Origin of the sequence: Natronomonas salsuginis, assembly GCF_005239135.1 — an archaeon.
In the GTDB taxonomy this organism is placed as follows: Archaea; Halobacteriota; Halobacteria; order Halobacteriales; family Haloarculaceae; genus Natronomonas; species Natronomonas salsuginis.
Genome location: NZ_QKNX01000001.1, coordinates 129,394 through 153,707 on the forward strand (window position 1 = coordinate 129,394; position 24,314 = coordinate 153,707).

The 24,314-nt window shown below is 64.9% G+C and carries 28 protein-coding genes; 12 read left to right on the forward strand and 16 right to left on the reverse strand.

The window, feature by feature from the left end:
• Positions 1-6 precede the first annotated feature (6 nt).
• A complete protein-coding gene (gene trxA / locus DM868_RS00740) occupies positions 7-396 on the forward strand; it encodes a thioredoxin (RefSeq protein WP_137274952.1) in 390 nt (129 codons plus the stop codon).
• Between the two features lie 27 nt (positions 397-423).
• Here trxA and DM868_RS00745 read toward each other — a convergent pair whose 3' ends face one another.
• The 7 genes from DM868_RS00745 to DM868_RS00775 form a co-directional block, all read right to left on the reverse strand.
• Positions 424-1,482, reverse strand: a complete 1,059-nt coding sequence (locus tag DM868_RS00745) for a phosphotransacetylase family protein (protein ID WP_137274953.1) — start codon at positions 1,480-1,482, stop codon at positions 424-426.
• On the reverse strand, positions 1,479-3,572 hold the full coding sequence (locus DM868_RS00750; protein ID WP_137274954.1) for an acetate--CoA ligase family protein: 2,094 nt from the start codon (positions 3,570-3,572) through the stop codon (positions 1,479-1,481). The genes DM868_RS00745 and DM868_RS00750 overlap by 4 nt, the downstream gene beginning before the upstream one ends.
• Positions 3,573-3,652: 80 nt before the next feature.
• The gene (locus tag DM868_RS00755) at positions 3,653-4,681 is read right to left on the reverse strand and encodes a metal ABC transporter permease (RefSeq protein WP_137274955.1); all 1,029 of its coding nucleotides are present in this window, start codon (positions 4,679-4,681) and stop codon (positions 3,653-3,655) included.
• Entirely contained in the window at positions 4,681-5,418 is a 738-nt protein-coding gene (locus tag DM868_RS00760; RefSeq protein ID WP_137274956.1) for a metal ABC transporter ATP-binding protein, read from the reverse strand. Before DM868_RS00760 ends, DM868_RS00755 begins: the two co-directional genes overlap by 1 nt.
• Positions 5,418-6,530, reverse strand: a complete 1,113-nt coding sequence (locus DM868_RS00765) for a metal ABC transporter substrate-binding protein (RefSeq protein WP_137274957.1) — start codon at positions 6,528-6,530, stop codon at positions 5,418-5,420. Before DM868_RS00765 ends, DM868_RS00760 begins: the two co-directional genes overlap by 1 nt.
• A gap of 138 nt (positions 6,531-6,668) precedes the next feature.
• Entirely contained in the window at positions 6,669-7,145 is a 477-nt protein-coding gene (locus DM868_RS00770; protein ID WP_137274958.1) for a YbaK/EbsC family protein, read from the reverse strand.
• A gap of 46 nt (positions 7,146-7,191) precedes the next feature.
• Positions 7,192-7,878, reverse strand: coding sequence for an MBL fold metallo-hydrolase (locus DM868_RS00775; RefSeq protein WP_137274959.1), 687 nt, complete (start codon positions 7,876-7,878; stop codon positions 7,192-7,194).
• Positions 7,879-7,981: 103 nt separating this feature from the next.
• Here DM868_RS00775 and DM868_RS00780 point away from each other — a divergent pair, with 103 nt between their 5' ends.
• On the forward strand, positions 7,982-8,626 hold the full coding sequence (locus DM868_RS00780) for a DUF6517 family protein (RefSeq protein ID WP_137274960.1): 645 nt from the start codon (positions 7,982-7,984) through the stop codon (positions 8,624-8,626).
• A 37-nt stretch (positions 8,627-8,663) separates the two neighbouring features.
• Here DM868_RS00780 and DM868_RS00785 read toward each other — a convergent pair whose 3' ends face one another.
• Complete coding sequence (locus tag DM868_RS00785; RefSeq protein WP_170964427.1) at positions 8,664-9,305, reverse strand: hypothetical protein; 642 nt, start codon at positions 9,303-9,305, stop codon at positions 8,664-8,666.
• The gene (locus DM868_RS00790; RefSeq protein WP_170964401.1) at positions 9,302-9,985 is read right to left on the reverse strand and encodes a hypothetical protein; all 684 of its coding nucleotides are present in this window, start codon (positions 9,983-9,985) and stop codon (positions 9,302-9,304) included. The genes DM868_RS00785 and DM868_RS00790 overlap by 4 nt, the downstream gene beginning before the upstream one ends.
• Before the next feature lie 128 nt (positions 9,986-10,113).
• Here DM868_RS00790 and DM868_RS00795 point away from each other — a divergent pair, with 128 nt between their 5' ends.
• Positions 10,114-10,368 carry an MTH865 family protein gene (locus DM868_RS00795; protein ID WP_137274961.1) on the forward strand — a complete coding sequence of 85 codons (255 nt, stop codon included), beginning with the start codon at positions 10,114-10,116 and terminating at the stop codon, positions 10,366-10,368.
• A gap of 67 nt (positions 10,369-10,435) precedes the next feature.
• Positions 10,436-10,645, forward strand: coding sequence for a hypothetical protein (locus DM868_RS00800; protein ID WP_137274962.1), 210 nt, complete (start codon positions 10,436-10,438; stop codon positions 10,643-10,645).
• Between the two features lie 4 nt (positions 10,646-10,649).
• On the opposite strand, the gene DM868_RS00805 is transcribed toward DM868_RS00800, so the two are convergent.
• On the reverse strand, positions 10,650-11,321 hold the full coding sequence (locus tag DM868_RS00805) for a metal-dependent transcriptional regulator (RefSeq protein ID WP_137274963.1): 672 nt from the start codon (positions 11,319-11,321) through the stop codon (positions 10,650-10,652).
• A 106-nt stretch (positions 11,322-11,427) separates the two neighbouring features.
• On the opposite strand from DM868_RS00805, the gene hisD reads away from it, so the two are divergent.
• Positions 11,428-12,696 (forward strand): histidinol dehydrogenase, encoded by a 1,269-nt coding sequence (gene hisD, locus DM868_RS00810; RefSeq protein WP_137274964.1) that lies wholly within the window; start codon positions 11,428-11,430, stop codon positions 12,694-12,696.
• A gap of 48 nt (positions 12,697-12,744) precedes the next feature.
• Positions 12,745-13,530, forward strand: coding sequence for an enoyl-CoA hydratase/isomerase family protein (locus tag DM868_RS00815; protein WP_137274965.1), 786 nt, complete (start codon positions 12,745-12,747; stop codon positions 13,528-13,530).
• 9 nt (positions 13,531-13,539) lie between these two features.
• Here the strand turns inward: DM868_RS00815 and DM868_RS00820 are convergent, their stop codons facing one another.
• Positions 13,540-14,784: an MFS transporter gene (locus tag DM868_RS00820; protein ID WP_137274966.1), complete on the reverse strand. Its 1,245-nt coding sequence runs from the start codon at positions 14,782-14,784 to the stop codon at positions 13,540-13,542.
• A 110-nt stretch (positions 14,785-14,894) separates the two neighbouring features.
• On the opposite strand from DM868_RS00820, the gene DM868_RS00825 reads away from it, so the two are divergent.
• Entirely contained in the window at positions 14,895-15,269 is a 375-nt protein-coding gene (locus DM868_RS00825; RefSeq protein ID WP_137274967.1) for a universal stress protein, read from the forward strand.
• Positions 15,270-15,323: 54 nt separating this feature from the next.
• The gene (locus DM868_RS00830; RefSeq protein WP_137274968.1) at positions 15,324-16,277 is read left to right on the forward strand and encodes a D-2-hydroxyacid dehydrogenase; all 954 of its coding nucleotides are present in this window, start codon (positions 15,324-15,326) and stop codon (positions 16,275-16,277) included.
• A gap of 8 nt (positions 16,278-16,285) precedes the next feature.
• Here the strand turns inward: DM868_RS00830 and DM868_RS00835 are convergent, their stop codons facing one another.
• The gene (locus DM868_RS00835; RefSeq protein ID WP_137274969.1) at positions 16,286-16,660 is read right to left on the reverse strand and encodes a VOC family protein; all 375 of its coding nucleotides are present in this window, start codon (positions 16,658-16,660) and stop codon (positions 16,286-16,288) included.
• 199 nt (positions 16,661-16,859) lie between these two features.
• On the opposite strand from DM868_RS00835, the gene DM868_RS00840 reads away from it, so the two are divergent.
• Positions 16,860-17,765, forward strand: coding sequence for a DMT family transporter (locus tag DM868_RS00840; protein ID WP_137274970.1), 906 nt, complete (start codon positions 16,860-16,862; stop codon positions 17,763-17,765).
• 48 nt (positions 17,766-17,813) lie between these two features.
• On the opposite strand, the gene DM868_RS00845 is transcribed toward DM868_RS00840, so the two are convergent.
• Positions 17,814-20,036, reverse strand: a complete 2,223-nt coding sequence (locus DM868_RS00845) for a CDC48 family AAA ATPase (protein ID WP_137274971.1) — start codon at positions 20,034-20,036, stop codon at positions 17,814-17,816.
• A 117-nt stretch (positions 20,037-20,153) separates the two neighbouring features.
• Between DM868_RS00845 and DM868_RS00850 the strand changes: the two genes are divergently transcribed.
• Together DM868_RS00850 and DM868_RS00855 are read left to right on the forward strand one after the other, a co-directional pair.
• A complete protein-coding gene (locus DM868_RS00850) occupies positions 20,154-20,750 on the forward strand; it encodes a GNAT family N-acetyltransferase (RefSeq protein WP_137274972.1) in 597 nt (198 codons plus the stop codon).
• Between the two features lie 52 nt (positions 20,751-20,802).
• Positions 20,803-21,096: a hypothetical protein gene (locus tag DM868_RS00855; protein ID WP_137274973.1), complete on the forward strand. Its 294-nt coding sequence runs from the start codon at positions 20,803-20,805 to the stop codon at positions 21,094-21,096.
• A 94-nt stretch (positions 21,097-21,190) separates the two neighbouring features.
• On the opposite strand, the gene ahbB is transcribed toward DM868_RS00855, so the two are convergent.
• The gene (gene ahbB, locus DM868_RS00860) at positions 21,191-22,258 is read right to left on the reverse strand and encodes a siroheme decarboxylase subunit beta (RefSeq protein ID WP_137274974.1); all 1,068 of its coding nucleotides are present in this window, start codon (positions 22,256-22,258) and stop codon (positions 21,191-21,193) included.
• 103 nt (positions 22,259-22,361) lie between these two features.
• Here ahbB and DM868_RS00865 point away from each other — a divergent pair, with 103 nt between their 5' ends.
• Complete coding sequence (locus DM868_RS00865) at positions 22,362-23,426, forward strand: anthranilate phosphoribosyltransferase (protein WP_137274975.1); 1,065 nt, start codon at positions 22,362-22,364, stop codon at positions 23,424-23,426.
• Between the two features lie 53 nt (positions 23,427-23,479).
• Here the strand turns inward: DM868_RS00865 and DM868_RS00870 are convergent, their stop codons facing one another.
• Positions 23,480-23,773, reverse strand: coding sequence for a DUF7521 family protein (locus DM868_RS00870; RefSeq protein ID WP_137274976.1), 294 nt, complete (start codon positions 23,771-23,773; stop codon positions 23,480-23,482).
• 2 nt (positions 23,774-23,775) lie between these two features.
• The gene (locus tag DM868_RS00875; RefSeq protein ID WP_137274977.1) at positions 23,776-24,153 is read right to left on the reverse strand and encodes a winged helix-turn-helix domain-containing protein; all 378 of its coding nucleotides are present in this window, start codon (positions 24,151-24,153) and stop codon (positions 23,776-23,778) included.
• Positions 24,154-24,314: the final 161 nt, after the last annotated feature.

Genomic DNA, 24,314 nt, shown 5'->3' on the forward strand with positions numbered 1-24,314 from the left:
ACAGGTATGAGCGACGCAGACGACATCGATAAGATCAGAGCACAAAAACGCGAGGAACTGACGTCGAAACTGGAATCGCCGGACGCCCCGATCGACGTACAGGATGCGGCACACCTCGACGAACTGCTGAGTGAGAACCGAGTCGCGCTCGTGGACTTCCACGCGGACTGGTGTGGCCCCTGTAAGATGCTCGCGCCGACGGTTGAGGAGATCGCGGCCGAGACCGACGCCGCGGCGCTGAAGATCGACATCGACGCCAATCAGGATCTGGCCGCCGAGTATCAGGTTCAGGGCGTCCCGACGCTGTATCTGTTCGGCGACGGCGAGGTCAAAGAGCGGATGGTCGGCGTGCAGGACAAGGCGACGCTCGTTCAGAAGATCGAAGCGGTGGCCTGATACGGGTCGTTCGACCGACGGTCGCCGTCACTCGACCAACATCGCGTCGATATCGGCGTAGTCGTCGAGCAACTGCCGCATCCGCTTGACCGTCTCACCGTCCCTCGTTCGCCGTTCGGTCGCGACCGTCTCCGCCCTGTCGAGTGTCGTGACCGTATCGGTCTGGACCAACAGGACCGGAACGCCAGCCGCCTCGGCCCGTCGCAACACGGCGTCGGGCGGATGGAACCCACCGGTCAAGAGCAGACACTCGACGCCGGACGCTTCGAGGGCAACGGTCTGAATGTCGCTTCGATCGCCGCCAGTTATCAATGCCGCATCGCGGACCCGCCGGAACTGTCCCAGCGCTTTCTCGGCCGACATCGCGCCGACGAGGAAACGACGGACCCGGCTGTCGGTCGGCGTGTCGGCGGTCAGCACCTCCGACCCCATCTCCGAGGCCAACTCCGAAACGGTGACGCCGGCCAACTTCTCGTCTCTCGGGATCGTCCCGTAGACGCGGATCCCGCGGCCTTCGAGGAAGGGCACGACGTCGCTCGCGAGCGAGTCGAACGCCGCGTCCGGGACATCGTTGAACAGAACGCCGCCGAGTCGGTCGCCGAGCAGGTCCGCGGCGGCGAGCACATCGTCCACGTCCCCGGCGTTCTCGAAGCTCGCGACGAGGACGACGGTCGCCTCGAACAGATCCGCCAGATCGGCGTCGGTCAGATCGACGATCCCGCCGGTCGTGAGCGATCCTCCACCCTCGACGATCAGGCGGTCAACGTCGGCCGACAGCGCCTCGAACTGGGTTCGAACCTGCGCTCTGAGCGCCTCGGGATCTTCGCGTCCGCGGATCGCCTCCTGGACGAACGTGGGGGAGTAGACGACAGGCTCCATCTCGTGGATCTCGGCGTCGAGGTCGAGAACTTCCCTCGCGAGCATCGGATCGTCGTCCAGCGTCTTCCCCACGGCCGACTGGAGGCGCGTTCCCTTGGGTTTCATGTAACCGACCCGCTCGCCGCGCTCGCGGGCGACCGCGCCCAGCGCCAGCGCAACAGCGGTCTTTCCTGTGCTCTCTTCGAGTGATGTGACGAGTACGGTCATAGGATCTCTGGGTCGACGGTGAGTCGGATATCGACCGCGACGACGCCGTCGGGCGTCGCCACGAGCGGATTGATGTCCAGTTCGACGATGGCGGGGAAGTCGGTGACGAGCTGTGAGAGCCGCTGGATCGTCTCGACGATCCCCGCTTCGTCGACCGGCGGGCTGCCGCGGGCTCCCCGCAGGAGCGGGGCCGAGTCGACGTCGTTGAGCATGTCTCTCGCCTCGCGTTCGGTGACGGGGGCGAGCCTGACGGTCGTATCGTCGAAAATTTCGACGAAAACGCCGCCGAGACCGAACAACAAGAGCGGGCCGAACTGCGGATCGCGGTTCATCCCGACGATCGTCTCGACGCCGTCGGCGAGATCGACCAGTTCCTGGACCTGGACGCCGAACAGTCGGGCATCGGGCTGATAGTTGTACGCTCGCGAGACGAGTGTCTCGTAGGTGTCGGCCACTTCGTCGAGCGAGACGCCCACTTCGACGCCACCGATGTCGGTCTTGTGGAGGATGTCTGGCGAGACGATCTTCATCACGACGTCACCGCCGATCCGCTCGGCGGCCGCCGTTGCCTCGGCCGGCGAATCGACGATCTCGCCCACCGGTGTCGGGATCCCATAGGCGTCCAGCAGCCCCATTGCCTCGACGCCCAGTCGGTTGTCCCGCTTGGATTCGACCCGCTCGAGGATCGCCCGCGCCGCCTCCCGATCGACGTCGAAGGTTGCTGGAGGGTGGTCGACGCGATCACGTATCGAGCGATACGACCGAAGGGCGTCGAGGCTCCGGACGGCCCGTGCCGGATCGAAGTACGTCGGTATGCCGGCCGAGGAGAGCGTTTCTGCGGCGGCGTCTATCGACGATCCGCCCATCAGACAGACCGCGAACGGCACGTTCGTCTCCGCCCGGCACTCGACGATCGCCCCGGCGAGTCGGTCGAACGAGAGCACGGCAGACGGACACGCGATGACGATAGCTGATCCAACTTCGGGATCCGAGAGGACGACTTCGAGGGCGTCGCCGAACCGATCGGCGGACGCGTCGCCGAGGACGTCGACGGGGTTGTGGACGCTCGCCGTGGACGGGAGCACTCCCCGGAGCCGCCGTTTGGTCTCGTCGTCGAACGCGGTCAACGTTAACTCTGAGTCTCCGACCGAATCCGTCGCGAGCACACCCGGCCCGCCCGCGTTCGTGACGACCGCGACACCGTCGGTCTCCGGCGGCGGGCCGCCGGCGAGCATCGTGCCGAAATCGAACAGTTCCTCGGTCGACTGCGCTCGGAGTACGCCCGCCTTCTCGAGCCCGGCCTTGTAGGCCGCTTCGCTCCCGGCGATCGCCCCCGTGTGCGAGGACGCCGCGCGCGCCCCGGCCTCGGTTCGTCCGGATTTGAGCACAACCACGGGCGTTTGGCGGGTGACCGCCCGTGCGGTCTCGACGAACTCGGTTCCGCTCTCGATGCCTTCGAGATAGCCCAACACGACGTCCGTGTCCGGGTCGTCGCCCCAGGTTTCTACGAAATCGACCTCGTCGAGGACCGCTTTGTTCCCGAGTGAGACAACATCTTTGAACCCGAGGTTCCGATCGCCGGCCCACTCGAGGATCGCGGTGACGAGCGCGCCGGATTGGCTCATGAACGACATCCGACCCGAAATCGCGTTTCTCGGCGCGAACGTTGCGTTAAGACCGGACGACGTCGAGATGATGCCGAGGCTGTTCGGCCCGACGATGTCGAGATCGTACTTCTCGGCGAGGGCCTTCAACTCCGCTTCGCGCGTCGTGCCGTCGTCTCCGGATTCGCCGAAGCCCGCGGTGATGATCACGAGGTTTTCGAGTCCCGCCTTTCCCGCGTCTTCGACGACCTCGAGGACCACCTCTGCCGGAACGACGACAATCGCGAGGTCGGCGTCAGTTTCCTCGATCCCGTCGTGGCACGGCCGTCCGAACACCCGTTCGACGTTCGGGTTCACTGGGAGCACGTCGCCGTCGAAATCGGCGAGCAAATTCCGCAGTATCGCCGCCCCGATCGACCCCTCCCGATCCGTCGCCCCGACAACCGCAACGCGCTCGGCGTCGAACATCCCAGATGCACTGGCCATCCACGATGACCTGTGCTCCACGGGGAAAAATACTCGTCGGTCGTCCCCACTGTCCGAGAGCCAACGCGAACGACCGCTGCTCACTCGCCGTCGTCGCCGTTCGAGATCGGGGCGGATCGAGCACCCTCAGAGCGCGTTCGTCGGGCGTCCACCGGTCGCCGTCGGATGCGGTTGGCGACGGCCGCGGCGAGGTAGGCCGAGATGGCCACGAGCACGATCGTCCCGCCTGCGGCGACGTCGTAGACGTACGAGAGCGTGACGCCGGTGATCGTCGCGAACTGCCCGACCGCGACCGCGGCCGCGGCGGAGCGCTTGAACCCGCTCACTGCCGTCGTCGTCGCCACGGGGATCACGAGCATCGCGGCGACGAGGATGACGCCCATGATCTGCATCGCCCCGACGACGACGACGGCGGTCAACACCGCGAGCAGCCGATTGTATCGCGCCACGTCGAGGCCGGCCGCGCGGGCCCCGATCTCGTCGAAGGTCACGTACAGCAGCGGGCGGTATGCGAGGGCGATCGCAGCGCCAACGACGATCGTCATTCCCAACAGGAGTGCGGCGTTCGTCCGCGACACCGTCGCGAGCGAACCGAAGAGATACGCGTTGATGCCGACCGAGATCCCGCCGTCGGTCGCCGTGATCAGTACGCTGCCGATCGCGAACGATCCCGTCAGGACGATGGCCAGCGACGTATCCCGATAGGCGCCGGCGTAATCGATGAGCATCTGAACGAGCAACGCGGCGAGCGAGGCGACCACGAGCGCCACGAGCAACGGCGGGAGGGTCACCGCGAACACCGCGTTCGCGAACAGTCCGGCAGCGACTCCGGCGAACGCCGAGTGGGCGAGCGTATCGCCGATCATCGCCATCTCCCGATGAACGAGGAACGTCCCGACGAGCGGACCGATGAGTGCGATGCAGATCGCGGCCAAGTACGCTCGCTGCATGAACGCGAAGCCGAGGGCGTCGATACCGCTCACCTCCGCGACGAACCGCATCGCGCCGCCCCAGACGCCATCGAGAATCACGTCCCGTAGCTCCCCGATGGGTCCGGCGACTGTCAACGCGGGATCGACCGCTCCTCTCGGTGTGTCGTTTGGATTCATCAGTGGTCGTGGTGGACGACGCCCTGTGCGCCGCCGTACGCGTCTGCCAGCGCATTGGTTTCGACGAAGCGCTCGGGGTCGCCGTGGAAGAACAGCTCCCGGTTGAGACAGGCTATTTCGGACGCGTGAGTGGTCACGACGCCGATGTCGTGCTCGATAAGCACGATCGTGAGTCCCTCGTCGTTCAGTCCGTGGAGCAGGTCGTAGAACGTCTCTCGGGATTCGGCGTCCACGCCGACCGTCGGCTCATCGAGCGCCAACAGGTCCGCCTCCGAGGCGATCGCCCGGGCGATGAACACGCGCTGTCGCTGTCCCCCCGAGAGACGCCCGACACGTCGATCGGCGAGGTCCGTGATTCCGACGCGCTCCATCGCTCCGTCGATCGCTCGACGGTCCCCATCGTCGAACCGGCCGACCCATCGGTACGGATAGCGGCCCATCCGGACGGCCTCCCGAACGGTGATCGGCATCTCGCTTTGGGCGGTCGTCACGTCCTGCGGCACGTAACCGATACGCTCCCCGTCGTCGAAGGCGTGGGCGGGCTCGTCGAAGAGGGTCACCGTGCCGTTATCGGGTCGGTGAAGGCCGATCATTAGCTTGAGCAGCGTCGTCTTCCCGGAACCGTTCGGTCCCACGAGGCCGAGGAACTCCCCCTCGTCGATATCGAGCGTCACCCGCTCGACGACCGGCTGCTCGCCGTAGGCGAACGTGACGTCGTCGACCTCGACCGCTGTCATTATGCGTTCAATACCCGCTCTATCGTTGGAAGGTTAACGTTTTCCATAACGTCGAGGTAGCCCCACTCGTCCCCCGCCCACTCGTCGGTCAGTCCCGGCATCGCGGTCAGTGGGAGCACTTCCTCGGCGTCGGTCTCGGCGACCAACTGTTCGGCCGCCGCCTGCGATTCAAGGGGGTCCGCACAGATGTATCGAAGATCGTGTGTCGAGATGACCTCCTGGGCGGCCTCGATATCCCGGGGCGTCGGAATGTCGTCCGGGGAGACGCTCGTGAGCGCTTCGATCCGCACGCCGTAGCGGTCGGAGAAATATCCGAACGAATCGTGGCCCGCGATCAGGATGACGTCGTTGGACGCATCGGCGACGATCGTTTCGATTCGTTCGTGGAGATCGTCGAGGCGGCCGTTGAATGCCTCCGCGTTCTCGGCGTACACGTCGGCATCTTCGGCGTCTACCTCCGTGAGTCCTCGACGGACGTTCCCAACCGCCTCTTTCACGCGAAGTGGATCCATCCAGAAGTGAGGGTCCATCCCTCCGCTGTGGTCGTGCCCGTGTCCCTCTTCATCTTCGTGGTTGTGTTCGTCTTCGTGGTTGTGTTCGTCTTCGTGGTTGTGTTCGTCTTCGTGGTTGTGTTCGTCTTCGTGGTTGTGCTCGTCTTCGTGGTTGTGCTCGTCTTCGTGGTTGTGCTCGTCTTCGTGATTCTCTTGGTGGTCGGAGTGCCCGGCCTCGATCAGCGAAATCCCCGCGCTGGCATCGATCGGCACGACGTCGGAGCCGTCCGCATCGAGGTCGCGCTTGATGTCGTCGACCCACGGCTGGAAGCCGTCCATGCCATGGACGAAGAGGTCCGCCCCGTGAATTTCCTCGCGCACCCTCGGGCCGGGCTCCCAGCCGTGGCCGTGCTGGCCCACCGGAACGAGGAGGTCGGCGTTTGCGGCGTCGCCCGCGACCTGCGAGGTGACGTCGCCGAAGACGAAAAACGACGCCTGCGCCGTCGTTCCGGTCGTTTCCCCTCCCGTCTGTCCACCTGAGCGGTCGAGACAGCCGGCGACACCGCCGGAGAAAGCGGTTACGGCTCCGGCGGCCAACAGTCGTCGTCTGGTAAGATCCATCTCTGATTATCAATTTGTGGCAAAGATATAATAAAATTACTATTCTACGCGCCTTCGAATAATAATATGTGTCATGTATGGTGGCTTTGATAATACCCTGCCCACGGTCGGCGGCCTCTCCATCGCCCCGAGGCCGGACTACTGGTTGACGTCGATGAGGGGTGCGTCAGCGAGTTCTGCGAGCGTCTCCGGCTCGATCTCGAAGACCGCCTTCGGCGTTCCGGCAGCGGCCCACACGGTCTCGAACTCCGCGAGCGTCTCGTCCATGAACACCGGAACCTCGGTGGCGTGACAGAACGGCGGGACGCCACCGATCGACCAGCCGAGCGTCTCCTTTATCGCGTCGGCGTCGGCCATCGATACGTCGTCCTGCTTCACGCCCACGGTAGCGGCGATCTTCGCCATGTCGACGCGGTTCGCACCGCTCGTGACCGAAACGACGAGTCCGTCGCCGGCCGAGAGAACGATCCCGCTCGCGATCTGTGCGACGGAACAGCCGACTGCCTCGGCGGCGTCGGCCGCCGTCTTCGTCCCCTCGGGAAACTCCCGTACGTCGACGTCGATGCCGTACTCGTCCCTCGCGGTCCGTGTGAACTCTTCGGCTCGTGGATGCATGGTCCCGGATGCGTTGCGGCCGCGTTTCAAGATCACGGTTCGGCAGTCACCGAGCCGAGAGCCCGTCCGAAAGCGCTCCGAGCGCGCGGTCACCCCCGCTCGAAAGAGGAGTTCCATGACCCATGCATGCGGCTTCGAAGCGTTTCCCGGCGATCCGGGCGATGCTCGCTTCGATCCGATCGGTGTCGTACGAATCGATCCACGGCGGCGGGACGAACCCGGTCGCGGTGTTCCACACGAGATCACCGAGCATCGCGGCGTCCAACTCCTCTTGAAGATACACCGTGTGACCAGGGTTGTGTCCCGGCGTGTGAAACGCGTCGAATCCGCCGATCCGGTCCCCGTCGACGACGGGGCGAAGCTCGATCCCCGAAAGCGGGTACAGCCGTCGCACGATCCGGTGAAACGCCCCCTTGTGATGCCGCCACGACGGCGACCACGCACGACGAACGAGGCGGCAATCCAGCGCGCCAACGTAGACCGGCGCGTCGAGGTCGATCCTGGCCAACCCCCCGACGTGATCGATGTCGTAGTGCGTCAAGAGCACGCGATCGATCTCAGAGACGGCGTATCCGGCCGCTCGTATCTGGCCGGTCAGCGAGCGGCGGGGGAGCGGCACTCCGGCGTCGACGAGCGTCACCTCCCCATCGTCGACGAGGTACGCGTTCGCGCCGATCGGCTCGGGCCACGCGATCTCAAGGAGCGTGACGCCGTCCGTGACCCGACGAGCCATGTTCCATATTGTCTGGCCACCCTCTTCACGGTGACGTGTCGCTGCTCCGAGCGAAGCATTTCGGCCAACAAACCCATATGTATCACGTGCCCAGGTACGCCGAATGAGACGAAGAGCACTCCTCGCCGGGGCGGGCGGACTCACCGTCTCAGCGCTCTCTGGCTGTCTCGGAACCGCTGGATTGGACGAGTACGAAGCGACGCCGGCCGGGGTCGACCCCGCCGTTCGTGAGGAGACGGGGTACGAACAGACCGACGTCCGGGATCTCGTCGTGCGGGAAACCGTCGGGTTCGGAGGGGTCTCCGAGGAGATCGTCGTCACGAACTACCTCACGGAGCACGAGAAGTCGATCAGTCTTGGCCCCTTCGGTAGCGTTCGAGTGGCGGCGTTCGTCCTCCTCACCTCGCCACAGATCTCGATCGCTGGGCAGGCGTTCAATCCGATCGCCGAGATGTCCACGAGGGAGTTGGTCGACCTGCTCGAAGCCGACTTCGAGGGGATCAACAACGTCGAGCACGTCTCCGACGGCGAAGTCAGGATCCTCGACCAGGAGACGGTCGAATCGATCTTCGAGGGGAAAGCACAGGTCAACGGGACCACCGTGGACGTGAACATCCACATCACCGAAAGCGTGCAGACGACCAACGATCACCTCATCACGGTCGGCGTCTATCCGACCCAGGTTGGGTCCTCTGAGGAGGAGAACGTTCGCGCTCTGATGGGTGGCGTGGTCGAACGGACCGATTGATCTCCCCGCCGGACTCTTCACCTGTTGTCGGTTCCAGTCAACGATCTTCGGCGTACTCCGGGACGAGTTCCTCCAACAGTTGCTCCGCGATCCCGGAGAGGTGAACCTGTCCGAACGCCGCGACTGCGAGCGCGCCGAGCGAATTGAACATCAGATCTCGAACCGTGTCGTCGAGGCCGTGCTGTGCGAGCGGCATGGTGATCCCCGTCGCGTCAGCAGCGAGATCCAGCCCGAACTCGAACAGTTCCCAGATCACGCCGAAGGAGAGGACGATGACGAGCACGTAGGCGAAGTAGAACTGACGGGGGAGATAGATCCGATCGCTGTGAATGTCGATCGCGCGGGCGAACGTGTAGCCCACACCCGCGATAAGTGATGCCGACATGGCGTGTGTCAGGTGGTCCCACCAACCGAGGCGCGCGTAGAGGACGGCCGATCCCACCGTGTGCAAAAAGACGGTGAGCGTGATCCACAGGCCCAGCCACGGGTCGAGCGGGAGCTGGTAGTTTCGCTCCATCACTGCCGGCGCGAACGTGATCAAAAGCGAGATTGTTCCGTTGGTGATCGCCTTCGGCTCCCCCACGACCACTCCGTAGACGACGAGCAGGATCAACAGAAGTTGTATCCCTCGGGTGAGGCGCCGTTGGTTCGGAACCGATGGTCGGGGCAACAGCGTCATCGCTGTATCACCCATCGGAGCCGATGGCCGAGCAGCCGTCCGCGCCGTTTGAAGTACGCGTCGAAGAGTACTCCCGCAACGATTCCGGCCAGCGTCACCCAGACAAACTCGGTCATGAGCATCGCGTTGGCCTCCTCGCCGGTCACGCTCGGCGTCGAGAGAAACTCGGTGCCGAGCAGCCGGTCTGCGTTCCACCGCACGACGGCCCACGCAGCCGCCGAGGCGAGCGTCGTCATCACGACGAACACTACGGCGAACCAGTGGGTCATCCGCATTCGGGTGAACATGTGCAACTCGACGGTGACGATGAGCGCCAATCCCGCGACCGAGAGGTAGTACGCGAACGTTCCAAGCTCCCCCCCGAAGAGCCCGCGGACCAACACTGGCGCGAGCGCGAGCATGAGAACCTCCCAGGGGAGCATCACCCGCCAGTCTCGGTAGGCGATCGGCGGGATGACCACGATGAGGCCAATCGTCGTCACGAAGAGGATCCACAGGCGGTCGAAATCGAGGAAGCTCTCGACCAGAACGAGGCCCAAAACGCTGACGAGAGGCCACGCGAACATCGCGTTCGCCCGCCCGCTTCGAAACAACGTCGCGAGCAGGTCCTCGGGCCCGTCGGGCGGTTCCGTTCGAGCCTCCCCCGGCGAGTTTGGGTTGGCCCCCGCGTCCTCTTGCATGTATCTGTACCAGCGCTCTGAGGATGTTAAACCTCGGTACTCGGACAGGGCCGGCAACGGGAACCGTCACCGTCGCCACTCCCCGAATCACAACGTTAAACTAAGTGTATGTTGAATACGTGGCTACGATGGTAGACAAAGACGAGCTCCGAGAGCAGTTCACCGAGGCGTTCGAGGGCGCAGAGTACCCAGTCAACAGTCCGATGGACCTCCTCCCGGCGCTCCCGCAGGGGCCGGGGACGAAGTTCGAATCCGGTGACTTCTCCATGACAGCGATGGAACTCAACGCCAAAGCCGGTGACAGTCAGGACTTCCCGTACGACTCGGTCGAGGAGCTCGTCGACGACCTGATGAACGGGCTCGAGGACGCCGACCTGCTCTGATATCGCGACCCGGTTCGAACATCGATAGCATTTTTATTCCGTGGAACCGACGGCGATCAGACAGCCGATGCAGCAGGCCACGTTCGTGAAACTCTCCGCGCTCGCGTTCGGCCTCGTGGCGTTGAGCTTCGTGATCCGCGGCTTTTCGAGGCTCGTCGTCACACCGGAAACCGCCGCGATGTTCTCCGCGCCGACGATGCTCGCTGGGGGTGCGCTCATCGCGTTTCTCACGCTCAGGTCGGTGCTCGCGGTCTCCGGGATCCGGCCGCTCGAGTGACGAGTCAGGCTTCGGCTTCAGTCGCCGGCGTCGTCTCGATCAATCGGGCGATCTCTTTCGGGAGGCTCTGATCGCCGTTCAGCGTCCGAACGGTGACGAGTCCGAACGGGGCGACTTCGAGGACTTCGACCTCGGTTCCCGGTTCGATCCCCGCGTCCGAGAGGTACCGGAGTTCCTCGTCTCCTTGGTGGCGAATGCGTCTGACGATGGCGCGGTCACCCTCCGATGCGTCCGAGAGCCGCGACCGCCCCCTTTCATCTGGGAGTTTGAGGTCCGCGTCGGGAATCGGATCGCCGTGGGGGTCGACGCCGGGGTTGTCGAGCGCGTCGGCGATTCGCGCCGTCAGCTCCTCGGAGACGTGGTGTTCGAGCCGGTCGGCCTCCTCGTGCACGTCGGCCCAGTCGTAGTCGAGGTGGTCGGTCAGAAACGACTCCAACAGGCGGTGGTGACGGAGAATCTCGAGGGCGACGATCTCGCCTTCCTCGGTGAGCCTCACGCCGCGGTACTCCTCGCGGTCGACGAGCCCGCGCTCTTCGAGTTTCTTCAACATACTGGAGACCGTCGGGGAGGTGACGTCCAGATACTCGGCGAGTTCGGAGGTCCCGACGCGCTCACCGGTGTCGTTCCCGATGGCGTATATCGCCTTGATGTAGTCCTCCATGACGGCGCTCAACATTGCCTTTCGATAGGCGACGGGGAGGCAAAGTGTTTTTCCTCATCCGTGGGGCGAGTCGGACGCCTGGGAAGGAAACCGCTTTGCACGTCGCGGTCCAACATCGGCCATGAACGTGAGAGCTGTCGCCGACCTCTCCCCGACGGAGCGGGCGGCGCTTTTCGACCGCGACGCCGGCGTCGATGACGCTCGGTCGGCGGTGCGCGAGATCATCGACCGCGTCCGCGAGGAGGGTGACGTCGCCCTCCGCTCCTATGCCGAGGAGTTCGACGACGTGACGATCGGCAATCTCGACGTCACCGACGACGCCGAGCGCGCGCACGATCGGGTCGACGCCGACGTCCGCGACGCGATCGAGACGGCGGCAGAAAACGTCCGCGCGTTTCACGAACGGCAGGTCCCCGACGACTGGCGCGACTCCTTTGACGGTCGCGAACTCGGTCGCCGGTATCGACCGATCGACCGTGTTGGAGTCTACGCACCCGGTGGCACGGCAGCCTACCCGTCGAGCGTCCTGATGGGTGTGATTCCAGCGAAAGTGGCGGGCGTCGATCACGTCGCCGTCGCGACGCCGCCCGCCGAAGAGCTCAATCCAGCCACCATGGCGGCCGCCCACGTCGCCGGTGCCGACGCCGTCTATCAGATCGGCGGCGCGCAGGCGGTCGCGGCGCTCGCGTACGGGACGGAGACGATATCCTCCGTCGAGAAGATCGTCGGTCCCGGGAACAAGTGGGTGACAGCGGCGAAGGCCGAGGTCCGCGGGGATGTCGAGATCGACTTCCTGGCCGGCCCCTCCGAACTGCTCGTCGTCTGTGACGACACTGCGGATCCGGACCTCGTCGCCGCCGACATGCTCGCTCAGGCCGAGCACGATCCGAACGCCTCCGTCGTCTGCGTGACCGACGACCCCGAGACCGCCGAGAGCGTGGTCGTGGCCTGCGAGGCGCAGGTGTCGGAACGCGACCGATCCGAGACTATCGAGGCGGCCCTCGACAACGACGCGTCGGGCGTCCTTTCGGCCAGATCGATGTCCGAAGCCGTCCTCTTTGCCGAGGAGTACGCCGCCGAGCACCTCTCGATCGTCGCCGACGACGAGGAGGGGCTCTTGGATCGCATCGGCTCCGCGGGGAGCGTGTTTCTCGGCGACAACTCTCCGGTCGCCGCTGGCGATTACGCCTCCGGTCCGAACCACGTGCTCCCGACCGGGGGGCTGGCGAAAGTCGCCGGCGGCCTCTCGGTCGACCACTTCCTGCGGTCGACGACGGTGCAGAAACTCGACCACGATGCCCTCGCCGAGATCCGCGCGACGGTGACCACGCTCGCCCGGACGGAAGGACTCGAGGCCCACGCCGAGAGCGTCGAGAAGCGCTTCGAGTGAGCCGTCGTGACGGCCAGTTGTTAAGGGGTCGGCCGTCGATCGGGGAGTATGGCGTACGAAACTCTCGAGTGTACCCAGGCGGACGGCGTCGGAACGATCGCGTTTGATCGCCCCGACGCGCACAATTCGATCAATGCGCGGATGGGCGAGGAACTCCCCGACGCCGCACACGAATTCGTGAGCGACGACGAGATCAGGGCGATCGCCGTGACGGCGAACGGTCCGGCGTACAACACGGGTGCCGATCTGACGGAGCTCTCTGCCGACGGCACCGACGAAGCCCACGTTCGGAGCCTCGCCGCCGGGCTCCACGAGTTCGTGAGCCAGCTCGTTCGCGCCCCGAAGCCCGTCGTCATGGGTGTCAACGGCGTCGCAGCGGGCGGCGGACTCGGCCCGTCGATCTGCGGTGACATCGTCCTCGCCGCCGAGTCCGCGCGCTTCGAGTTCGCCTATCCGAGAATCGGCCTCTCCGGCGACGGCGGCTCGACGTATCTCCTTCCGCGACTCGTCGGGCTTCGACGCGCCCAGGAACTCGCGTTGCGCGACGAGCCGATCGGTGCCGAGGAAGCGGTCGAGATCGGATTGGCCACGGAGGTCGTCGCCGATGACGAACTCGACGCGCGGCTCTCCGAGGAGGCTTCGCGGCTCGCTTCGGGGCCGACGAAGGGATACGCGGCGACGAAACGACTGCTCGCGGAGAGCCTCGACAATCCGCTCGAGACGCAGTTGGCCAACGAGGGCGAAACGATCGCGGAGCTCACCGACACGACCGACTTCGCTCGCGGACACGCAGCCTTCGGCGGGGACGAACCCCCGGAGTTCGTTGGCGAGTAGTCGGGTCGATCAGGGGTCGACGACGACCCTTCCAGTTTCCCCGTCGTACGTCTCGCGCAGCCCCCGTGCGACGACGACGGTGGCGACGACAGCGAGGAGACTCGCCGCGGCGAACGCGGCTTCGTAGCTCGAGAGCGTCGCGACCGCGCCGACCGCGGCGGGCCCGGCGACACCGCCGATCCCCCTCGCGGTCTCGCGGATCCCCATGAGTTCCGACTCGCGGCCCTCCGGAGAGACATCGCTTATGAACGCCAGTCCGCCGATGGTCATCGCCGAGAACGACGCACCCAGTACCACGAACGTCCCCGCCCCGAAGACGAGCCGGAGCGAACCGGGGGGAACGAGCGTCAACCCGGCCGCCAGCAGCGCGAAGACGGCGCTCCCGGCCATCCCGACGACGACGAGCGGTTTCCGTCCCGTTCGGTCGGAAACGATTCCCAGCGCGTACATGAATCCGGTCTGCGAGCCGTGGTTGAACGCGAGCAACACGCCCATCGTGAACTCCGCGACGCCGACGACGCTGATGAGATACGGCGCGATGATCGCCATGATCCCGAGCACGGCGACGTTCCGCAGCGTGACGGCAACATAGAGCCATGCGAGCCCGTTTCGGTGCAGATGCCCCCGGTCAGACGGGGCTGGAAACAGGCGGCGGCGCGTCTCGGCGATCAGTTCGCCGACGGAAACGTCGCGGGCCGGCGTCGGCGTCGGATCCGAAACGGCGACCAGCGCGACCGTCGATACCGCGGTGATCGCCGCGATCGCCCAGTAGATGTCGACCGGCGTGACGTACTCCAAGAGCGCCCCCGAAACGACGTACCCGAACGCGAAACCGCCCGATCTGGCGCTGTTGAACAGTCCGATCGATCGCCCCCGACCGGCGGTCCCGCCGTGGTGGCTCGCGATGGTGAGTGCGACGGGTGCGAACCCGGCGAGGAAGGCGGCGTACACGCCCCGGGAGCCGATTGCGACGGGGACGCTATCGGCAACGAGGAGCGGAAGGACGGCCAACAGCCCGCCGATTCCGGTGACGATCAACACGAGTCGTCTGCGACCGGTGATGTCAGCGAACGCGCCCCAAAAGGGCGAGAAGAGCATCAATCCGGCGTAGTACGCCGTCCCGACGAGCCCGGCCGCGAAGGCGGACGCTCGTGCCTCGACGATGACCGCCAGTACCGTTCCCATGAGGATCGCCCCCGAAAACCGGGTGAACGTCGCCAATCCGAGCGTGATCCACTGCCGACGACTCGTCATACCGGTGGCTCGGCAGGCGGCCTCCTAAGCGGCGCGGTTCGGATCGCTGCTCGCGGCAGCGCGTCCACGGCCACCGAAACGTTCGAACGGCGCGACGGCGACGTGTCGGTATGCACGCGCTGATCGCCACCGATTCAGTCCACACGACCGCAGCCGCCTGTGACTATCTCGAGCCCCGACTCGGTTCGTCGGATACGGTCACCTTCGTCTCGGTTTCGGGCCCCGACGCCCGCGACGCCGCCGACGCACTGAACGTCGCGAACGCTCGGCTGCTCGGGTACGCGAACGTCGAAACGAAGCGAATCCACGCCGGCGGCGATCCGACACCGGCGATCGTCTCGGCGATCGACGACTACACGCCGGATATCGTCCTCATCGGACCACACGCCGGCGATCCCGGCGCTGGCCCATCGCTCGGACGCACGACTCAACAGCTGGTCGAGTCGGTCGATATCCCCACCGTCGTCGTTCCGCTGTCAGGCTGATTTGTCCGTCTCTACCCGCCGGGATTGAAATATCATCCCGCGTAACCCCGTTCCATGGAGCTACTCGTCCTCCGTGAGGGGGTTCACGGAATTCCCACGGAATCGTACGCCGAAGCGCTCCGGTCGCGGCTCGACGGACACGCGATCCGATACGCGCGAACGCCCGACGAGGAGCGCGAGGCGATCCCGACGGCCGACGTGGTCACCGGCCTCCGGCTCGACCGCTCCCTGCTGGAGCGCGCCGACGCGCTCGATGTCTTCGCGTGCGCGTACGTCGGCACCAGTCACCTCCCGCTCGACGCGCTCGCCGAGCACGGCGTCCGCGTGACGAACGCCGCGGGCGTCCACACACCGAACGCGTCCGAGCAGGCCATCGGGTCCATGCTCGCGTTTTCGCGCCGACTGCACGAGGCGGCGCGGGCGGACACCTGGCAGCCGGCCACGCCGACCGAACTCTCGGGATCGACCGTGACGATCGTCGGCCTGGGCGCCATCGGCCGAGGAATCGCGAAACGTCTCGAACCGTTCGGCGTGGACACGATCGGCGTGCGTCGAACGCCGGAATCGGGCGGCCCGACGGACGAGGTACTCGGACCGGATAGCCTCCACGACGCGCTCGCTCGCAGTCAATTCGTCGTCCTGTGTTGCCCGCTCACCGACGAAACGCGCGGGCTCGTCGGTCCCGAGGAGCTCGGAACGCTCCCGCCGGACGCTGTACTCGTCAACGTCGCCCGCGGCGAGGTAATCGACACGGATGCGCTGGTCGAGTACCTCCGCCGAGGGTGGATCGGCGGCGCGGCCCTCGACGTGACTGACCCCGAGCCGTTGCCGGACGACCACCCGCTGTGGGGGCTCAATGACGCGCTCATCACACCACACTCGGCCGGTTCGACGCCGGCGTACTACGAGCGACTCGCCGACATCGTCGCCGAGAACGTCGGCCGATTGGACTCCGGAGCATCGCTGCGAAACGAGGTCCGGATCGAAACAAGCGACGACCTCGAATAACTGAAGTGCTACTCGTCGAGCGATTCGACCAGCTCGACGACGTGTCCGTCGGGATCCTCGATGAAGGCCGTTCGGGCATCTGCGATGGGTTGATCCGTCGGCTCCTGTCGGACGCCGTGGTTGTCGATATCCGCGAAGGCGGTATCGACGTCGTCGACCTTCACCGCGAGGTGGTCCCAGAGATCGCCGTCTTCGGCGGGGGTCTCCCCCGCCGTCTCCGACAGCTGAATCTCCATCCCGTTCTCGTCGGCGACGTACCGGTTGACGGTCTCGCCGTCTTCGGTTTCGAAGCCCCACGACTCCTCGAATCCGAGGTTTTCGACGTACCACTCGACGGACTGTTCGACGTCGGTCACGTTCAGACAGGTGTGTAGGATCACCATGGCACATCCCCAACCGCGGCGATTATAATGTCGGCGGTTCTGGGCGTGCGCTTCGGCCACGTCGATCCGACTCGGAACGAACTCGGATCGTTTTTCAGCGAGTGCACCGAAGCGCGGATATGTCTCTCCCCACGCGGCGATCTGCCGTCCTACGTCCCCGATCAGCACGGGCTTCGATCGCTCTCCAACGAGTATCCCGATGAGTCGGGCGCGAAACCTCGGTCTGTTCGTCGCGCTCTCCGCGCTCTGGGGACTCACGTTTCCCGCGATCACGATCGGTCTCGATTCGTTCCCACCGCTTCTGTTCGCGGCCGTCAGATACGACGTCGCCGGGGTCGCGCTGCTCGGGTTTCTCGTGATTCGGGGCGTCGAGTGGGTACCACACACTCGAAGCGACGGCCTGGCGATCGCGACCGCTGGGGCGTTTCTCATCGCCGGAAACAGCCTGCTGTTCATCGGTCAACAGACCGTTCCCGGCGGGATCGCCTCAATCCTCTACGGGCTCATCCCGCTCTTGACGGCAGGCTTCGCGGCGGTCCTGCTCCCGTCCGAACCGATCACCGCACGTCGACTGCTCGGCGTCGGGATGGGCCTCGTCGGCGTCGGCGTCATCGCACAGCCCGATCCGGGGAACCTGTTCTCCGCGGAGCTCGTCGGCATGGGGTTCGTGCTCGCCGCCGGCGTGAGCGTGGCTCTCGGGAGCGTGTTGCTCCGACGGCTCGCTCCGACGCTCGGGATCGGGGCAATGACCGCGTGGGCGATGCTCGTCGGCGGCGTCGTGCTTCACGTCGGTAGTTTCGGGATCGGCGAGCGGTTCGCAGACGTCACCCCGACGCTTCTCGGAGCCCTCTCGGTCCTGTACCTCGCCGTACTCGGCAGCGCTGTGGGCTACATGATCTACTTTACGCTCTTGGCAGAATTCGGCCCGCTCGAGATCAATCTGGTCTCCTACGTTGTGCCGATCTTCGCCACTCTCGGGGGTATCGTGCTACTCGATGAGGCGCTGACGCCCGCGATGATCATCGGTTTCGGCCTCATAGCCGGTGGATTCGTCGTGCTGAAGGGACGAGTTCTCGTCACAGCGTTGGGGATCGGCCTCGACTGACCGACCGTCTCCTCTCGACGACGCTCGGAAAAAAGCCGGGCGGCCGCCTTACTGGAAGCCGATCCGCCCGCCGCGCTGTTGTCGACCGTCCGGGCTGCCGCCGCGGAACTGGTCTTCGACCTGCTCGTAGTACTCGCGGATATCGTCCGTGATCGTGGGCCGGACCGACTCGAGCGCCTGTCGGAAGTGACGCATCTCGACCTCGTCGGCGTCGTCGTCCTCTCTGAGCGCCTCGATGGCGGCCTCTCTGGCGATCGATTCGAGGTCCGAACCGACGTACCCGCCGGTGATCTCGGCGAGTTCGCGGAGACTCACGTCGGGCGCTAACGGCGTGTCACCCGTGTGAATCCGGAGAATCTGCTCGCGCCCCTCGGTGTCGGGCTCGCCGATCATGACCAGCCGATCGAAGCGGCCCGATCGGATGAGCGCCGGATCGATCATGTCGGGGCGGTTCGTCGCGCCGATAACCATCACGTCGTCCATCTCTTCGAGGCCGTCGAGTTCGGTCAACAGCTGATTGACGACCCGTTCGGAGACGTTCGAACCGGTGTCGGTTCCGCGTCCGGGAGCCAACGAGTCGAGCTCGTCGAAGAAGATCACCGTCGGAGAGACCTGCCTGGCCTTTCGGAACGTCTGTCTGATCGCCTTCTCGCTCTCGCCGACCCACTTCGAGAGCAGCTGTGGACCGCGGACCGATATGAAGTTGGCGTTGGTCTCGTTGGCGACGGCCTTCGCCATCAGCGTCTTTCCGGTTCCGGGCGGGCCGTACAGCAGGACGCCAGCAGGCGGGCTGATCCCCATCCGTTCGAACTTCTCGGGGGCGTTCATCGGCCACTCGACGGACTCTTTGACCTGCCCCTTCGCGTCTTCAAGTCCGCCGACGTCGTCCCACGAGATCTTCGGGAGCTCGACGAGGACCTCCCGCATCGCCGAGGGGTCGACCTCGTTCAACGCGCCGCGGAAGTCGCGGCGCTTGATGATCATCCGATCGATGAGGCTCGGCGGGATGTCCTCCTCGTCGAGATCGATCTCGGGGAGGTACCGCCGAAGCGCCTTCATCGCCGCCTCCTTCGTCAGGCTCTCGATGTCCGCGCCGACGAACCCGTGCGTCTCGTCGGCCATGTGGTCAAGCGAGACGTCGTCCGAGAGCGGCATCCCCCGCGTGTGAATCTGGAGGATTTCCTTGCGTCCCGTCTCGTCGGGGACGCCGATCTCGATCTCCCGGTCGAACCGACCGGGGCGGCGAAGCGCTGGATCAACCGAATCGACCCGGTTCGTCGCCGCGATGACGATGACCTGCCCGCGTGATTCGAGCCCGTCCATCATCGTCAACAGCTGGGCGACGACGCGCCGCTCGACTTCGCCCGTCACGTCCTCGCGCTTGGGCGCGATCGAGTCGAGTTCGTCGATGAAGACGATCGAGGGCGACTCGTCGGTGGCGTCCTCGAAGATCTCGCGGAGCTGTTGTTCGGACTCGCCGTAGTACTTCGAGATGATCTCGGGGCCCGCGATGGAGAAGAAACTCGCCGACGTCTCGTTGGCGACCGCTTTCGCGAGCAGGGTCTTCCCGGTGCCTGGCGGGCCGTGCAGCAGGACGCCCTGCGGCGGCTCGATGCCGAGTTTCTTGAAGATCTGCGGGTGTTTCATCGGCAGCTCGACCATCTCGCGGACCCGCTGGATCTCGCTTTGCAGGCCGCCGATGTCCTCGTAGGTAATTCCGCCGCCGGTCTTTTCGAACCCGGCGATCGGTTCCTCGCGGAGTTCGACTTCCGTATCCTCCGTGATGAGACAGACGCCCTCCGGATCGGTTTCGACGGCGATAAGCGGGATCGCCTGCCCCGGCGAACGCATGAACGGGTGGTTCGTCGAGCTCATCACGGGAACGATGTCGCGCTCGACGACCGGCCGTTTGAGTATCTGCCGTTTGACCATGCCTGCTGCGTCCGACCCGAACTGGACCGACGCTTCCTCCGGTGGCGCGAGCACGAGCCGCTCGGCCTTCGTCGCCTCTGCCTTCCGGATCGTCACCCGTTCGCCGATCCCGATGTCGGCGTTCTGTCTGGTGAATCCGTCGATCCGGACCGTGTCAGTGTTCCAGTCCTGTCGGTCGGCCCGCCAGACCTTCGCCGCCGTCGTGTCGGCCCCTTCGATCTCGATTATGTCGCCCGGCGACAGCTTGAGATGGAGCAGGGTGTCCGGATCGAGGCGTGCGATCCCCCGTCCGGAGTCGTTGGGGTACGCCTTTGCGACCTCGAGTTGAACCTCGTTCATCCTGATACAGATACTGCGTTCTGCCGAGAGATATGTTTTTTGCTCACTGTGATCGTCTGATTCGGCCACTGTCGCAGATCCCATCAGCGATTTGGCGCCGAACGCCGAACGAACGGCATGGACGCTTTCACGCTCTGTATCGCGGAGCCCTCCGATGGTAAGGCGATCGCGTCGGTCTATCGCCCGTACGTCGAGACGACGGCCACAACGTTCGAAGAGACGCCTCCGGCTCCCGAGGCCGTCGCGTCGGATATCCGAACGCGGCTCGAAACGCATCCGTGGTTCGTCGCCGAACACGACGATGACGTGCTCGGATACGCGTACGCGGCTCCGCTCCGAAAGCGAGACGCGTATCGGTGGACCGTCGAACTGTCGATATATCTCGACCGCGAGCGTCGGGGTCGAGGGTTCGGTTCGGCGCTGTACGCCGCGCTGTTGGAAACGCTCGATCGACAGGGGTTTAAGAGCGCCTACGGCGTCGTGACGCTGCCGAATCCCGAGAGTGTCGGCTTTCACGAGTCGTTCGGCTTCGAACGAGTCGGGGTCCTTCCCGAGGCGGGATACAAACTCGGCGCGTGGCACGACGTCGCTTGGTACGAGCGGTCCCTCGGTGCGCAGTCGGCGTCGCCTTCGGAGCCAATCCCGTTCGAGGCGTGTCGGAACGAGCCGTGGCTCGAGGAACTGCTCGCGTCTGCGAGCACCCCCGCCTCCTGACGCCGCCCGACTCCGATATCGTTTTGACCGTCCGGTCGGTACCGATGGTCGAATGATTGATCGGCTGGCGAGACAGCTCCGGAAAGAAGAGCGGGACCTCCTCGTCTTGGAGGCTGTCCTCTCGCACCACCCGATCGGCATCTCCCGAATCGCTGAGGTGACAGGGATCGATGAACACAAGACGAGATACTCCCTCCGCATGCTGGAGGACGACGGTCTCGTGGATCCGACTCCCAATGGAGCTGTTCCGGTCGACGGCGTCGCCGGACGTGTCGACGAGATCAACGCCGGCCTGGACGCCCTCTGCGAGCGAGTCGACGACCTGAAGCGGTACGGCTCGACGTAGTCGCGTTCGACCCGACCGTTCGGAGTACCCACACGAACCGCGGGCGCGTTCCACGAGGTTTTATCGGATCATGGATGTAGGGAAAGCCGCGTCTTCAGTCGTGGAGTGATGACTCACCGCTGCTAACGATCTCGTCGTACCGTGCGCCGGTCTGTTTCAACGTCTCCGTCGAGTACAGTCGCTCGTGATCGAACGGGAGGTACTCGGCCGCCAACTCGTCGATCTTCTCGTCGACGACCTCGGACTCGCGGCCGTGGATCATCGTAAACAGATTGTATCGCCACCCCTGCGCTGGCCGCCGCGGCCGGTGATAACACAGCGTCACGTACGGGAGTTCGCCGACCGTCTCGCCCAATCGATCGAGTTCGGCGTCCGGCACGTCCCAGACGACCATGCAGTTGGCGTCGAACCCAGTCACGACGTGATTGACGACACAGCCGATGCGCTTGATACAGCCGTTCTCGAGGAGCCCCTCGATAGCGGTCAACACGTTGCCGACGGGCGCACCGATCTCTTCGGCGATATCCCGGTACGGCGTCGCCGAGAGCGGGAACCCGTCCTGAATTTCGAGCAGCAGCCGCCGATCCAGCGCCGAGAGGTCCGCCGTCGCCGTCTCGGAGATCCGCGTCGCCGTCACGGCCGTTGAATCGATCGACTCCCGAGCGAACCGATCGCCGTTGACGACCGGAAACTCCAGATCGATGTAGAAGTCGGTCAGCATCGGTAACACGAGCACCGAACAGTCGGTTCGATCCTCGATTTCGGCGATGATCCGATCGCGAGTATCGAGCGATCCGGCCGTCACGACGAACCACATGTTCCACTCGTGATCGCGTCGGTAGTTGTGGTTCACTTGCCGGTACTCGTTGATCGTCGCCGCTACGTCCTCGAAACGGTCCTCCGGCGCTCGCACCGCCGCGAGGGTCGACGCGCCGATGACCGGCGGATTGAGAACTGCCCCGAAACGGCGGAATATCCCCGCCTCGCGGAGCCGAGTCACCCGTTCGAGCGCCTCCGATTCGTCGATTCCCAGCGACTCCCCGACGCCGCGGAACGGTCGTTCCACGGTCGGAAAACCCGACTGGTAGCCGTCGATGAGCGCCGCGTCGACCGAGTCGATGTCCGTCCGCCAGTCGTCACCGTCGATCGCCGGCGTAGTCATTGATCGCCATACGGCCTCGGGGGTTTAGGCTTCGTCGGTCCCGGAACGGCGAACCCCTCGCCGAATTGGATGTATTTTTCCCTCCGACACCCGAATCTCGATTATGGCACACGCGACCGAGCGATACGGGGACTGGCCGCTGAAACGATTGATGACCGACGTCGTCGGTTCGGGGCACAAATCCGCCGACGACATGACTCGCGAACAGGCGTCCGAGGCGTTTCGCCGCATTCTCGACGGGGAACCGGACCCGACGACGCTCGGCGCGTTCTGGCTCGCGAACCGTTGGAAGCGGAACACGCCAGAGGAGCTTGGCGCGTACGTCGACGTGATGGCCGACGGGATCGACATCGCCGAGCCGGCGTGTGATCCCGTCGACTGCGGGGCGAACTACGACGGAAAGGGCCGAACCGCGCTGCTCGGCGTCGCCTCGGGGCTCGTCGCCGCGGCGGCCGGGACCCCAGTTGTCGTTCACTCCGGTGACCGAGTACCGACGCAAAAGCAGGACGCCTACAAGCACGTCCTCGATGAACTCGGCATCAGGACCGAACTGTCGCCAGACGAATCGGCCGAGATGACCGACGAGGTCGGATTCGGTTTCTACTACCAGCCGGAGTTCGCCCCCGAGATCGACGCGCTGTTCGATCGGCGCGATCAGATGGGCGTCCGGACGTTCGTCAACACGATCGAAACGCTCGCGAACCCCGCTTCGGCGTCCGTCCACCTCGGCTCATTTTATCATCTCCCGTACGCGAAGCGAATCATCGACACGTTCGGCGCGTCGGAGACCGCCGACATCGAACGGATCGTCATGTTCCAAGGACTGGAGGGATACGACGACATCCGCCCCGGATCCACCAAAGTCGCCGTTTGGGATTGCGGCTCGGAGATCGATGACTTCGACATCGAGACTCCCGACTACGGCATGGACTTCGAAAGCGACGACCTCGGCGTCGACGACGTCGCAGTCGACTCCGCCGCGATCACCGAGGAGGTCCTTCGTGGCGATCGAGGAGACCAGTTCACGGATGCCGTCGCCGTCAACGCCGCGCTACGGATCTACGCCGCCGAGGACGTCGTCGACATCGCCGAGGGACTCGACGTGGCAAACGAGACGATCGAGTCGGGCGAACCAGCCGACCGCCTCGACGAACTTCGAGCGTTCTAGTCGCTGTTGAGACGACGTCACGCCTTTCGAAGCGAGGACTCGATCCGGACCGTTCACCGAACGCGGAGCGAGTAGGCGATAATCCCCAATCCGAAGAGCACGAACAGACTCTCCACGAGAACCCCGACGCCGAGTGCGATGTTCAGCAACTCGAACGTGAAGCCGGCGAGCAAGACCCCAACGACGATCAACGCGAAGCCGACTGCGAGAAACGCGAGCGACCGATCGTACGTGCGCCGATACGCGCTGAACGCGAGATAGGTGACAAGACCCCCGACGATGAGAATGAGCGTCTTTACCACCGCAATCGCGAGCTGAACTCCGATTCCTGTTGTCGTGTGTGCCATCTCTATAACTCCTTTCGCACTTTGGACCACATCTCGGCGAGCCGTTCGTCGGCCCGCCGAGCCGGTCGCTCGATTTCGATTTCGATCGCTCCCGCCTCGTTTCGAGACACGATGACCTCCTCAAAGTCGGGGGTGTATCGGTTGGCGTGGCTACCCTCCTCGCGGATCTCCGTTCCCTCCTGTACGAGCGTGGCTTCGACAAGCAGATCGAGCTTTCGGTACAGCGTCGATCGCGGGATTTCGCACCGTTCGAGGAGCGTGCTCGCCGTCCGTGGGTCCGTCAGTTCCGAGAGAATAGTTCGACAGTCCTCGTCGTACAACGCCTCCAACACGACGTCGATGTCTGGGCCGTCGTCTTTGGCCAACGGATCCCGGACCATACCAAAGGCTTCCACGTGTGGCGTTAAACGGCTGTGGGTTCGCTCTTGCGCCGAAACGATGGCCGCACTTTTGACCGCCGTCCGCGTACAGGGGTTATGAGATGTACGCGTCGAGCGCTCGTGGGGGGTGGTGGTGCCGCCCTGAGCATTGCTATCGCGGG